The 13,658-nt window shown below is 32.6% G+C and carries 13 protein-coding genes; 1 reads left to right on the top strand and 12 read right to left on the bottom strand.

The features are described 5' to 3' along the window. Position 1: 1 nt before the first annotated feature. From ACFSTE_RS05615 to ACFSTE_RS05565, 11 genes are all read right to left on the bottom strand, one after another. Positions 2 to 787: an HpcH/HpaI aldolase family protein gene (locus ACFSTE_RS05615; RefSeq protein ID WP_378257750.1), complete on the bottom strand. Its 786-nt coding sequence runs from the start codon at positions 785 to 787 to the stop codon at positions 2 to 4. Next, the gene (locus ACFSTE_RS05610) at positions 765 to 1,229 is read right to left on the bottom strand and encodes a YhcH/YjgK/YiaL family protein (RefSeq protein WP_378257752.1); all 465 of its coding nucleotides are present in this window, start codon (positions 1,227 to 1,229) and stop codon (positions 765 to 767) included. Before ACFSTE_RS05610 ends, ACFSTE_RS05615 begins: the two co-directional genes overlap by 23 nt. Further along, positions 1,226 to 1,891, bottom strand: a complete 666-nt coding sequence (locus tag ACFSTE_RS05605) for an acylneuraminate cytidylyltransferase family protein (RefSeq protein ID WP_378257754.1) — start codon at positions 1,889 to 1,891, stop codon at positions 1,226 to 1,228. Before ACFSTE_RS05605 ends, ACFSTE_RS05610 begins: the two co-directional genes overlap by 4 nt. Positions 1,892 to 1,901: 10 nt before the next feature. Then, a complete protein-coding gene (gene rfbD, locus ACFSTE_RS05600) occupies positions 1,902 to 2,762 on the bottom strand; it encodes a dTDP-4-dehydrorhamnose reductase (protein WP_378257756.1) in 861 nt (286 codons plus the stop codon). Positions 2,763 to 2,768: 6 nt separating this feature from the next. Beyond that, entirely contained in the window at positions 2,769 to 3,806 is a 1,038-nt protein-coding gene (locus ACFSTE_RS05595) for a hypothetical protein (protein WP_378257758.1), read from the bottom strand. A gap of 67 nt (positions 3,807 to 3,873) precedes the next feature. Next, positions 3,874 to 4,428 (bottom strand): dTDP-4-dehydrorhamnose 3,5-epimerase, encoded by a 555-nt coding sequence (gene rfbC, locus ACFSTE_RS05590; protein WP_378257760.1) that lies wholly within the window; start codon positions 4,426 to 4,428, stop codon positions 3,874 to 3,876. Positions 4,429 to 4,438: 10 nt separating this feature from the next. Continuing rightward, entirely contained in the window at positions 4,439 to 5,296 is an 858-nt protein-coding gene (rfbA, locus tag ACFSTE_RS05585) for a glucose-1-phosphate thymidylyltransferase RfbA (RefSeq protein WP_176028206.1), read from the bottom strand. Positions 5,297 to 5,413: 117 nt separating this feature from the next. Beyond that, a complete protein-coding gene (gene rfbB / locus ACFSTE_RS05580; protein ID WP_378257762.1) occupies positions 5,414 to 6,439 on the bottom strand; it encodes a dTDP-glucose 4,6-dehydratase in 1,026 nt (341 codons plus the stop codon). Positions 6,440 to 6,469: 30 nt separating this feature from the next. Next, on the bottom strand, positions 6,470 to 8,161 hold the full coding sequence (locus ACFSTE_RS05575; protein ID WP_378257764.1) for a DUF6909 family protein: 1,692 nt from the start codon (positions 8,159 to 8,161) through the stop codon (positions 6,470 to 6,472). Between the two features lie 25 nt (positions 8,162 to 8,186). Continuing rightward, positions 8,187 to 9,689 (bottom strand): GH3 auxin-responsive promoter family protein, encoded by a 1,503-nt coding sequence (locus tag ACFSTE_RS05570; protein WP_378257766.1) that lies wholly within the window; start codon positions 9,687 to 9,689, stop codon positions 8,187 to 8,189. A 2-nt stretch (positions 9,690 to 9,691) separates the two neighbouring features. Then, positions 9,692 to 10,561 carry a M23 family metallopeptidase gene (locus ACFSTE_RS05565; protein ID WP_176028203.1) on the bottom strand — a complete coding sequence of 290 codons (870 nt, stop codon included), beginning with the start codon at positions 10,559 to 10,561 and terminating at the stop codon, positions 9,692 to 9,694. 251 nt (positions 10,562 to 10,812) lie between these two features. On the opposite strand from ACFSTE_RS05565, the gene ACFSTE_RS05560 reads away from it, so the two are divergent. Continuing rightward, positions 10,813 to 11,004, top strand: a complete 192-nt coding sequence (locus ACFSTE_RS05560; protein WP_176028202.1) for a twin-arginine translocase TatA/TatE family subunit — start codon at positions 10,813 to 10,815, stop codon at positions 11,002 to 11,004. Between the two features lie 448 nt (positions 11,005 to 11,452). Here the strand turns inward: ACFSTE_RS05560 and ACFSTE_RS05555 are convergent, their stop codons facing one another. Further along, entirely contained in the window at positions 11,453 to 13,579 is a 2,127-nt protein-coding gene (locus ACFSTE_RS05555) for a Tex family protein (protein WP_378257769.1), read from the bottom strand. Positions 13,580 to 13,658: the final 79 nt, after the last annotated feature.

Raw genomic sequence — 13,658 nt, 5'->3', positions numbered from 1 at the left:
ATTATAGTTTAGATCTTAATAATTTCATTTGTTCTCTTGCAGTATCTCCTAAAAAGAAAAAATCCAAGCTAAATGCTAATAAATTATAATTTTTTGCAACCTTATCTAATACCTTTTGGTGATTAGATTCAATAACATGAAATCCTAAGTTTTTCGACTTCTCTGTGGTAATTCTATCAATTTCAGCAAGAACTTCTTTTACATCATCATCATAGAACATTCCTGGCTTACCCATAGAAGCAGATAAATCATAAGGACCAACAATTATTCCGTCTATCCCTTCAACATCTAAAATTTCAGATAAATTTTTAACACCTTCTATATGTTCTATCTGAGCAATAACAATTGATTCTTCTTGAACCCATTTTGTATATTCTTTAAATGCTACTCCATAATGCTGAGCTCTAGATAAACCAACACCTCTAGTTCCTTTAGGAGGATACTTAACCCAAGAAACAGCTTGTTTTGCTTCTTCTGCTGATTTAATCATTGGTACAATAATGCCATTAGCTCCAGCATCCATAACTCTTTTAATAATTACTTCATCATTCTTACTCACCCTTACCAAGGCTTCCATATCATTTGCTTGAATATGACTTATTAAACCTTGAACCGTTTCTATGTTTATTGCAGAATGTTCTATGTCTATTGTTAACCATTCAAACCCCGCAGAAGAAAGTATTTCCACGATTGATTGATGTGGTATTGTCAACCAAGATCCTATTGTCAATTGTTTACTAGACAATCTTTCCTTTAACTTACTTTTAGTGTGTAAAAAGTTTTTCATTTATTTTTATTACTATTTTTTTTATTTTTTCTACTTCATTATTAACTGCATACTGACACTCATGAATATCTTGAGGAAAAAAAATAGCCATATAGCCTGGAGTCAAATTTAAAGCTAAGTTAGATGCATTATCACTTTTATAAAATTCACAGTCAGATTCAGCGGAGTAAGGAACAGTAATATTTACATCCTTTATATTATATAATTTAATTTGTTCTTTTCCAGATAACATTATTTGTATATCTATTTCTCTACGATGCGATTCAATAATTGATGGTTGTAGTTTTGTATCATACCCTACAACCTTAAAATAATAATCATCTTCTTTAAAATAAATACCGTTTGGGGTATTAGCATTCAATGTTTTAAGTTTTTTAAAAATTTCTTTAAAAATTGGTGTATCGAAATACAACTCTCTATTTTCTATAGTATCAAAAATCATCTTAATAGTTTATATAAAGATTCTGCAATTATAAAATCTTCTGGGTCATCTATATCTATAGCTTCAGTTTTATCTATTTCAAACATAAAGGGTTTTAATCCTATTCTTTTATCTCCAGCATCTTGAAATGACTTTTTAGAGAAAATATAAAAGTTAGAATTCTCTTCAAACAAAGGAGGTAAATCTTGAGTTCTTAACAATTCAGAAGGGTCATGATTAAATGGTTTTCCATCTAGTTCATATAATCGAGTCTGAAGTTTAGTAACTGAAAAAATAGAGTCAAAATCATCAGAATTCAACATTTTTTCAATAGCATTATCTATAGACTTTGTTTTTAATAAGGGATTTGTACTATGTGTCTGCACATATATATCGGCTTCAATACTTTCTATGTCATGCTTAATTACCTTATTCATAGACACAAGGTCACCAATTATATATTCTGGTCTATCTAAAATTATTATTTTATCTAAAGAATAATCTTTTTTTATTTGATTTTTTATCTTTTCACTATCCGTATTAATAACTACTTTATCAATATATTTTGAGTCTAAAAGAACATTCAAAACCCTATGAAAAAGTGGTTTTCCATCAAGTTTTTTCAAGTTTTTATTTGGAACCCTTTCTGAGTTTCCTTTCATAGGTAATAAAGCTACTATCATATTAAAATTATTAATTCATATACTTAAAATATACTTCTTGAAGAGCCTCCTTCCACTCTCCGATTTTTAAAATAAAAGTTCTTTCACACTTTACTTTGCTCAAAACACTAAACTTTGGTCTTGAAACAAAAGTAGGGTAATTATCTGTTTTTATTAACACTATATTATCAAGTTTTCCTGAAACCTTTATTATTTCTTTTGCAAAGTCGTACCAAGACGCTTGTCCTTGATTACTATAATGATAAATCCCAAATTCTTTTCTATTTTCTTTTATAATAGCTAAAATGAAATTTGCCAAATCATTCGCATTTGTTGGAGTTCCAATTTCTCCAGTTGTTATAGTCAATTTTTTTTCCGTTTCTGATTTTTTTAATATCGTCTTAAAAAAATTATGTCCAAATTGAGAGTATAACCAAGAGGTTCGAATGATAAAATACGTATCCATTAATTCTCGAATATATTCTTCTCCTTTTAATTTAGATTTTCCATATTCATTAATGGGATTCGGAATATCATTTTCTAAATATGGTTTTGTTCCTTTACCGCCAAATACATAATCAGTAGATATATGAATCAGTACAATCTTGTTTTTTTTACAGCTTTCAGCAATATTTCTTGTTCCTTCAGCATTTATCAAAAATGCTTTTTCCGGTTCTTTTTCTGCTTGTTCTACATTCGTATAAGCTGCACAGTTTATTACAAAATCAATAGGGTGTTCTTCAAAAAAGTTTACCACTTTTTCCTTATTCGTTATATCTAATTCTTTGGAATTTTTAAATAAAAAATTAAACTTGTATTTATCTGATATTAACCGAATACAATTCCCTAATTGACCTGATGCCCCTGTAACTAGTATTGTTTTGTTCTTCACAAAAACTTAATTTTGATATTGTTTAAGGTATCTATTTAATTCCATTAATAACAAGAAAATTAATATCAACCCTAAACAAGCTAATGGTAAAAGAACCTTCTTTTTTGTAAACCAATCATTAACTAGCACTCCTTTATTCGGAAAATCTGAAATTACATTTATAATATTATCAGTACTTGCTTTTTCATTATTTAGTTCTACCTTATCTTCCTGTAATTCTTCTACTTTTTTCAATAACGCTACTTCCGGTAATTCTCCGGTTTTTGATTGTGCTAAATTGATATTGGTACCTCCAATATCTTTACTTGCCTCTATCATTTTAACTTTTCTATAAAAGCGTTGTAAAGAATCTAATTCTAACAATTGTCTTTCAATAATAGAATCTGATAAAGTAATATTTTGTTCGTTTATTCTCTTTTGTAATCTAAAATACTCATTCTCTTCAATAGAGCGAACAATTTGTTTTCTACATTTTTTAGCTACTCTTGGGTTCGTTGATTTTATATGAATTCTATGAAACTTAGAGTTAATATTATTAAAGTTTTCCAAGTAATCTTCATAATCAACTAACTTTTGGGAAATAGAATCCAACCCTTGAATAAACTCACTAAACTGTGATATTTTCTGAGCCTGATCCGAAAAAGATTCTATTTTAACTTCTCGAATCGATTTTGCATACTTAACTTCAATTTTTAAAGCCCCTGCTAATGCTTCAAATTCTTCTTGCTTCGCTAATTCGTCATAAAACTCTACATTATTATATAATTGTTGTGCACTATTAAAGTTAGGTTCCACAATCATAGAAGATCGATACACTTTTTCAGACTTATAATCCCAATAACTTCCAGCGACAATTCCGATAATTATTGCTATTACAAATTTTAAAAAGTGAGCTCTTATAAATTGAAGAAATAAAATAATGAGATGAAAAAAGCTTTTAAAAACACTGCCAATGAATTGAAAAAGTTTATGAAAACCATTTCCTATAAGAGTGAATAATTGTCCTAAATCTATTTCTTCTGATGAATTTTCCTTAGTACTCATATTTGTATATTGAATAATAAATTGGTTCTGTCAATTTTGCCGCAAAGGTACCTTCTTTTAGAAAACTTTACATATAGTTTTCTGTAAAATCACTCAACAAAGGCAATACCTTATCTTTTTGAGATAATAAAACTTCTGAATCCTTTAATTTCCAGTCGATAGAAAGTTGAGGATCTTTGTACAAAACACCGCTTTCTGATTCCTGGTGATAAAAATTATCGCATTGATAACTAAAAATAGCCCTTTCACTCAAAGTAGAAAAACCATGAGCAAACCCTCTTGGTACAAAGAGCTGATAATTATTTGTTTCGTTTAAAACAATAGAAAAGTGTTCTCCAAATGTCTTGGAATCTCTCCGCAAGTCAACTGCAACATCTAACACCTCTCCAGAGATAACCCGAACCAGTTTTGCTTGTGCAAACTTTCCTTTTTGAAAATGTAATCCTCTCAATACTCCTCTACTCGAAATAGATTGATTATTCTGAACAAAACGTACCGTCTTTCCGGTCAATTTCTCAAACTTTTCTTGATTAAAACTCTCAAAAAAGCTTCCCCTTTCATCCTTAAAGACTCGAGGTTTTATAATAAAACATCCTTCTAATGGTGTTTTTTCAATTTCCATCCTTTCTCTCTTAGTCTAATTGCAACAAATATTCTCCATATCCACTCTTTATTAATTTATTAGCTATTTCATGGAGTTGTTTTTTGCTAATAAATCCTTTTTTATAGGCTTCTTCTTCTATCGCACCAATTTTAAGCCCTTGTCGTTCTTCTATCACTTGAACAAACTGCGATGCCTGCATTAGAGAATTAAACGTCCCTGTATCTAACCAGGCTGTTCCCTTGTCTAAAATACTGACCTGTAACTTCCCTTTCTCCAAGTACACATTATTCACATCTGTTATTTCTAACTCTCCTCTATTACTCGGTTTTATAGACTTAGCTATTTGAACAACATCATTATCGTAAAAATAAATACCCGGAACTGCATAATTTGATTTGGGTTTTAACGGTTTCTCTTCAATGGAAATAGCTTTTCCATTCGTATCGAATTCCACCACTCCGTATCGTTCAGGGTCTTGGACATGATACGCATAAATAATACCTCCTTCCGGATCATTATTGCTTTCTAACAACCTATCTAATCCTGATCCATAAAAAATGTTATCTCCTAGAATCAACGCTACTTTATCTTTTCCAATAAATTCCTCACCAATTATAAAGGCTTCTGCTAATCCATTTGGCTTTTCTTGTACTTCATACTCAAACCGACAACCATAGGTACTACCATCACCTAACAGTTTCTTAAATAATGGAACATCTTGTGGTGTAGAAATAATTAAAATTTCTCGTATTCCAGCTGATAACAATGTAGCAATAGGATAATAGATCATTGGTTTATCATAAACAGGCATTAACTGCTTACTAATTGCTAATGTTAGCGGATGCAACCTTGTTCCTGCCCCTCCAGCTAAAACTATTCCTTTCATTTTTTCATCTGTTTATATTTATTGTTTTTTTTAATGGTCAGACGGGATCGTCATATCATCATATCGTTAGGCACCCACATAATTGTCATGGCTTATTTCATATCTTTTTTAAACTTCTTATACCGGCTCATTTGGAATAGTATATTTATTTATATACCAATGAATTGTTTTCTCAATACCTGATTCAAAATTTTCTTCCGCATTCCACCCTAACTCTTGTTCAATTTTTGAAGCATCTATAGCATATCTAAAATCATGACCCGGTCTATCAGAAACATACGTAATCAAAGAAGTATATTTCTCTTTATTGATCCTTGGTCGTATCTCATCTAAAAGATCGCATATCTTAGTAGCGATATAGATATTTTCTCGTTCATTTTTCCCTCCGATATTATATGTCTCTCCAAGTGTTCCTTTTTCTAAGGCTAATTCAATTCCTTTGCAATGATCCAATACATATAACCAGTCTCTAATATTTTTTCCATCTCCATAAATTGGAATTGGTTCCTCCGCCAGTGCTTTTCTGATAATTGTAGGAATGAGTTTTTCATCGTGCTGTCGCGGTCCATAATTATTAGAACAATTCGTTGTTACTACAGGGAGCCCATATGTATGAAAATAACTTCTCACTAACATATCTGAAGAGGCTTTTGAAGCACTATAAGGACTATTGGGCGCATAAGGAGTTGTTTCTGTAAACAGCCCTTCTTTTCCTAAGGTTCCATAAACCTCATCGGTAGAAACATGCAAAAAACGGGCAGTAGCAAATTCTGGTTTATACATATTTGGCCCCTCCATCCAGTATTCATATGCTGCTTGTAACAAATTAAATGTTCCTACTATATTAGTATCGATAAAAGCTCCCGGGCTATGAATAGAATTATCTACATGAGACTCCGCGGCAAAATGTACTACTTTGTTAATCTTATATGTAGAAAACAACTTTTTGATCAACTCTAAATCACAGATGTCTCCTTCTATAAACACGTAATCTCCACCCTCTGCTTCTATATTACGTGTATCAGCTGCGTATGTAAGTTTATCTAAATTAATTAATGTCGCTCCTTCTTTTTTTGCTTTGTAGTTCAAAAAATTGGAACCAATGAATCCTGCTCCTCCGGTAACTAATATTGTTTCTTTCAAAATGAAAAATTTGATGTCTTAGAATAGCTATTAACTATTCTTAAAAATTTGCTCTAAGATTTTCTCTGTAATTACATAGGTTGGTTTTACTCCTGTGGTTCCTAGACCTCCAGAAGCTAAAGTACTACCCGTCTCCAATGGATTATCTGAAGCATAATACGCATATCGAACCTTTACATCATCACGTATACTCCCCCTAAGTTTTGAGGCAGATTGAATTGCTTTTTGATAATGTGCTCCTTCCATTTCCAGACCTATAACACTCCAGGTTGATTCATAAAAAAACTTCAGAACATCTCTGTTTTGTAAAGAAGTTCCTAATACGGTTATCATAGCTCCATCAAATACTTCAATTCCATGCCCTTCCAGATCTTCTTTTTCTAATTCGTTTTTAAATGGATAATTATCTGCCGTTCCTTCAAAAACATGAGCAGAAGGGATCATAATATCTCCTTTACCTCCTTCCAGAATACCTGCTTTTCCCATAATAGAAACAGAATGAACATCTAAATACCCTTTTACTCTTTTACTGGTTATATATGGTTTTAGCAGTTCGTCCATTGTTTCATATGCCTGTTCTCCAAAGGCGTAATCCATAACAATAATAACAGGTTTTTTCGCTCCTTCTACTTTTTCTAGTTCTTCATGATAACGACCATTTTTATGCTTTGCCGTATCAAAAATCTGAACATTAATATTCGTACCACTTTGATCTTCTATATAGATCATTCCATTTTGGAGGGCTTCTTTTTTAACCTTTTCTCTCGACTTTTCGTTCCTGTCATCACTTAACAGTTCATATAATTCGAAAACTGTTTTGTCTTTTTCATTTTTCAGTGCTTTTGGAGCATATAAAGTATTCATTACACTATGCATATTAGCACTAATAACATGAATAGGGCGATCTAATAATCCTTTATCTTCTAACGTTCTTTTAATTGTATTTGCCCAAATTTCGCCATGAATATGATGTCCTAAACGTTCTCTAAGAACCGGACTAAATGTTACAATTCTTTTGTTATCATTTAGCGATTCTTCTATAGCAAGTTTTCCTAGCCAATAAATGATATGCAAGAATCTCGATTTGTTTTCTGGGCAAGAAAACTTATCATAAATAGACAATACTTCTTCAAACGTTCTCCCTAAAATATTAGCCGTATGTGTTAAGGCAATTTCTTTTTCTTGTTTGGTGAGTGTTTTTTTGTTTAATACAGCATTTTCCAGTTTCTTCCAATCACGAGTAAGGTTTCCTTGTTCGGTGATTACTACTCTTCTCATAATCTTATGAGATTCTATAAAAAGGAAGGTCAAATGGGTCAGAATATCATAAATTTCAGAACGTCCCCTGGTCACTTCAATATTCATTTGCTCCTCATCAATTCGATAACAGTTTCTTCTTCTTTTTAGCGGAACAATAACTTTGAAGTGGGATTTTTTATACCCTTCATCACTAGTCAGGTTAATATACTGACACTCTTCTATCCCGAAAGGCAACCTATCAATAACATACAACAACCCATTTAGTTCTACTTTCTCTTCTGCGATGGACCCATAAATCTCTGGGCGTAATGTAAGTAATCCTTCTCTCAGCGTATCTCCAGAAACTCCCATAGGCTTATAAAACCCTCTGTTAAACAGGTGGCGCATGGTGATATACATTCTTTCGATTGCACTCGAGCTTTCTTGTGCCCGGGTTCTTGGTTGTAATTTGCTATTCGTCATATGTTTTTCATAACAAATATAGGGTTTATTTATCTAGTATTGCAGTCAATGCATCTGCGATCTTTCGATCATTAGATAATCTCGGAAGCTTATTCTGTCCTCCTAATTTTCCTATAGATTTCATATACTTGGTAAAACCATCTCTAGGAACGGGTGTAATTTTTAATCTCCTCAGAATATTTCCTTCTATTAAATCATTATAGTAAGTATTTTGTTTTCTAAGTGCATCATCAATTTTTTCTGCAAATACCTCCAGATCTGATGGTCTCTCATTAAATTCTATAAACCACTGATGATACGGGAGTTCTCCTGAGTCTGTATTCACCTGAGGAGCAACTGTAAATTCATTAATCCTTGCTCCAGTCATTTCTGCTCCTTCTTTCATTGCTTGCTCTACCTCTTTGCCAATTACATGTTCTCCAAATGCAGAAATAAAATGCTTGATTCTTCCTGAAACAATCACTCTGTATGGGGATGTATTTGTAAAAATAACAGTATCTCCTATGTTATAAGACCACAACCCTGCTGTAGTAGAAATCAACATTACATAATTAACACCCTTTTCTACCTCTGCAATTGTTATTCGTTTCGGGTTTTCTTCAAAAAATTCTTCTGCTTTTACAAATTCATAGAATATCCCGGAATCTAATTGCAACAGCATTCCTTTTTCATGTTGAGAATCCTGAAATGCAAAAAAACCTTCAGAGGCCGGATACAATTCTATACTTGGAACACTTCTTCCTATCAAATTTTCGAAAGTTGCCCGATACGGTTCATAATTAACTCCTCCATAGATGAAGAGTTCAAAATTCTTAAAAAGCGTTCCTATTGATTGGTTCGTTTTTTGATGCAATTTTTCAAAATACATCTGAACCCAGGGGGGGATTCCGCTGATTACAGTCATATCTTCATTCACTGTTTCTTCTATAATAGCGTCTACTTTTTGTTCCCAATCTTCTATACAATTAGTCTCCCAGCTCGGCATTCTATTTTTCTGAAGGTACTTGGGTACATAATGAGCTACGATCCCTGATAAGCGTCCTAACTTTACTCCATTTTTATCCTGTAGCTCCGGACTTCCCTGTAGAAAAATCATTTTACCGTCGACAAAATCTGCTCGACCACTTTCTGCTATATAGCACAATATTGCATTTCTCGCTGCCCGAATATGAGTAGGCATAGATTCTTTGGTCAAAGGAATATATTTTGCGCCACTGGTCGTTCCTGATGTTTTAGCATAATACAATGGTTTTCCTGGCCAGAGTATATCTTTTTCTCCATCGACCATTCTATCTACATAACTTCGTAGCTGTTCATAATCTCTTATGGGAACCTGAAGACGAAAATCTTCATAGGACTTAATTGCATCAAAATTGTGATCTTTTCCAAATACTGTTTTCTTTCCTTTTTTGATCAGGTGATCAAATACTTTCTTCTGTGTTTCTACAGGATTGGAAGACCAGTTATTTATTTTTTTACGAATGCGTTTTGCAAAAACTTTTGCTCCTACAGCTTTTAATGATGCCATATTTATTCAAAGTCAATAAAATTGGATGGATCTGTTGGGAAACCATCCTTCCATAATTCAAAATGTAAGTGAGGTCCTGTACTCAATTCTCCGGTAGAACCCGCTATTGCAATAACTTCTCCTTCCTTTACTTTTTCTCCCTGCTCCTTTATTAAAGATGCATTATGCTTATAAACAGTCAATAAACCATTTCCGTGATCTAAAATTAAAACATGACCTGTTTCAGCAGTCCATTCGGAAAAAATAACTGTTCCGGAAGCTGCTGCTTTTACCGGAGTGTCTTTGGTAACGGCAATATCCACTGCATAATGTTTTTCATTTACATCATAGGCGGCTGTAATTGCTCCTTTTACCGGAGGAAATAATGAAAAATCTACAGTGTTTTTATCCGTGTCAAAAACATTGTATTTATCCTCCCTGGAAACTTCTTCTCTCAATTGCATATCTGCTTCTGAAGGGCTTAAATCTACCTTTTCAGGATCCAATTTCTGAGTTAACCGTACTGAGTCTTTATCAAAATCCACCGTTTTAACATCTCCCATAAGCACTTTCTTTATGGAATTAAAGTATTGCTGATTTACATGGATTTCAGATTCTAATGAGTCTACCTTGGCAATAAGCCTAGTCGCCTTCAAATCCAAAGAAGTTGAAGAATATCCAGGAATATATTCTCTCAATGGAGTGAATGCTATTAAAAAAGTAGTTCCAAAAATCAACAGAATCCCAGTTAATGTAACCATTACAAAAACATTCAGTCGATTTAACTTAAATGAAATTCGCTCTTCGAATGTATCTTCATTGAGAATTACCAATCGATACTTATTTAAAAGCTTTTTGGTAAATTTCTTTTTTTCTTTAGTGTTTGTTGCCATAAATACTAATCGCAAATATACATATTCTATGTATAAATATTCTTTGTTATCTTCCTCGTAAAAAAGGGATATTTTGTGTTAGTTATACAACTAAATAACTCTTTTTTATCCTTAAAATTACAAAAACCACCTTCTTCTCTTACTGTCAACCCTCTTTTGGATATAAATCAATTGTATTTAACATCTATCTATCACATTAAATTTTTATTGTGTTCTTTTCTTAGTAACTTTGCTTTTTAATTGAATAGATCATGATGTCATTAAATATGTTTCTTGGAATGATTGGGCCATGGCAAATTGCCCTTATCGTTATTATTGTTCTTCTTTTGTTTGGTGGTAAGAAAATCCCTGAATTAATGAAAGGATTGGGAAGTGGGATAAAAGAATTTAAAGAAGCTTCTAAAGAAGATGAAGAAGCTTCTAAAATAGACGATAAGAAATAGTGCTACCTCAATACTAAGGAGTGTGATTTCAAGGTAAGTCTCGAAATCAAAAAAAAATGGTACAAATAACTACCTTGTTCTTTTTGCTCAGGGCAGTTTATTATAAACTTACAAAGCCTGACAGTTTTTTGTCAGGCTTTATTATTTATTCTTCCTTTCTCAGAAAAATAAACCAATTCTTATCATCCCCTTTTTACTCAATAATCAGGTTTTAAATAAGCCTAGATCAAAATTCAATTCTTACTATTTTTAAAAACATAAGTTATTTGTTTCTCTAAAAGTAATGAGTTTTAATATGTTTTATATATACAAAACATATAAAATAAATACTACTTAACCATGTTAGTTGGTTTAAAGAGTATAGATAAAACACAGAAATCCCTTGTAAAACAATATTTTACAAGGGATTTATTATTTATAACTGTATGCGTTTCTATTCAATCTCCGCTTAATCAATCAATGACAATTGTATTCTTTTTCTTTCCATATCAACATCGATTACTGTTACTATTAATTGTTGATTTAGTTTCACAATACTATTTACATCACTGATATATTCATTAGCCAGTTTAGAAATATGAATCAATCCGCTTTCTTTAATTCCTATATCTACGAAACATCCAAAATTAGTAATATTATTAACGATCCCTGGGAGTTTCATTCCAATGCTTATATCGGATATTTCCTTGACATTAGGATCAAACTCAAAGACAGAAGCAGTCTTACGAGGATCTACTCCTGGTTTTTCAAGTTCTTTTATAATATCTGTCAATGTGGGCAAACCTACATCATCTGACATATAGTTTTTTAGTTTTATGTCAGCTATTGCCTGTTTATTTCCTATCAAGTCCTTTAGCGGTGTTCCTACATCTTTTGCCATTTTAGAGACCAAAGCATAGCGCTCTGGATGGACTGCAGAGTTATCTAATGGATGCTCCGGATTTGTTATTCTAAGAAAAGCTGCTGCCTGCTCAAAAGCTTTTCCCCCTAATCGGGGAACCTTTTTTAAATCATTTCTGGAAGTCAGCGCTCCATGTTCTGACCTGAAAGCAACAATGTTTTCTGCTAATTTCTCTCCAATACCAGAGACATAACTAAGTAAAGGAGCACTTGCTGTATTCACATTAATTCCTACTTTATTCACGCAACTCATGACAACACTATCCAACTCATTTTTGAGCTTTGTCTGATCCACATCGTGTTGATATTGCCCTACACCAATTGATTTTGGGTCAATCTTTACTAATTCTGCCAGTGGATCTGCCAATCGTCTACCTATAGATACAGAACCTCGTACTGTAACATCATAATCAGGAAATTCTGCTCTGGCTATTTTAGAAGCTGAATATACAGAAGCTCCACTTTCATTAACCATAAAGACTTGGATCGACTTATCAAAAGGAATTTTTTTGATAAAAAACTCCGTTTCTCTGGCAGCGGTACCATTACCTATAGCAATTGCTTCTGTTTTATAAGCATTTACTAAGGATTTTATTTTTTTTATAGCATTCGTAGTCTCTCTCTGGGGAGGATGTGGGTAGATATTCTCATTGTGTAATAAATCTCCATGCTTATCCAGGCAAACGACTTTACATCCCGATTTAAATCCTGGGTCAATTGCTAAAATTCTTTTTTGACCCAATGGAGATGCTAATAAAAGCTGTTTTAAATTTTCAGCAAATACACTAATCGCATCATCATCTGCTCTTGTCTTTGCTTCATTTAAAGCTTCTGTAGCTAATGCAGGAGCTAATAATCTCTTATAGGCATCTTCTGTAGCTAAAAATATTTGATCTGTACAGGCTTCTACATTTGTTTTTATAACGACATCATCAATACAATCTAAAGCCTCTTCTTCGGGAATTCCAATTTTTACTCGTACTACTTTTTCTTTTTCTGCTCTCAAAATTGCTAAAAGGCGATGAGAAGGGCATTTGTGCAATGGTTCTTCCCAATCAAAATATTGTTTGTATTTCTGAGCGTCTTCTTCCTCTTTTTTGGTTTTAATCACCTTGGCTGTAATGGCTGCTTTTCGCTTATAAATCTTTCTAAGCTTATTTCTGACTACTTCATTTTCATTCACCCATTCTGCAATAATATCTCTTGCTCCCTGTAGTGCTTCTTCTTCTGTAGCAACTTGTTCATTTATATACTTGGAGGCCACAAATACTATTTCTTCTTCTCGTTGCTCCATTAGTATTTTTGCCAATGGTTCTAATCCATTTTCTTTTGCAACAGTTGCTTTTGTTTTTCTTTTCTTTTTATAAGGAAGATATATATCTTCTATCTCTGTCAGAGAAAAAGAAGCACGAATTCTGGTCTCTAAATCAGGAGTTAAGGCTCCTTGTTCGCCGATAGCTCCAATAATACTCTCTTTCCTTTTTTCAATGGTTTCAAAGGACTCTTTTCGCTTTACAATTTCACCAATTGCTACCTCATCCAAATCACCTGTCATTTCTTTTCGGTATCTGGAGATAAAGGGAATCGTAGCCCCTTCTTCTAATAATTTTATGGTATTAGCAATTTGTTTTTCAGCTATTGGTAGCTGTTTAGCGATAAAAGAAACTATATGCATGTATATTACTTTTAATCGATAAAGATAAAAAGGTTTTTCTACATGCTATTCATCCCCTTTTATAAATTGGAGGAATAAT

Origin of the sequence: Aquimarina hainanensis (assembly GCF_042684685.1) — a bacterium.
Taxonomy (GTDB): domain Bacteria; phylum Bacteroidota; class Bacteroidia; order Flavobacteriales; family Flavobacteriaceae; genus Aquimarina; species Aquimarina hainanensis.
The sequence above is the reverse complement of the archived record's forward strand: the minus strand, read 5'-3'. Positions and strand labels throughout refer to the sequence as shown.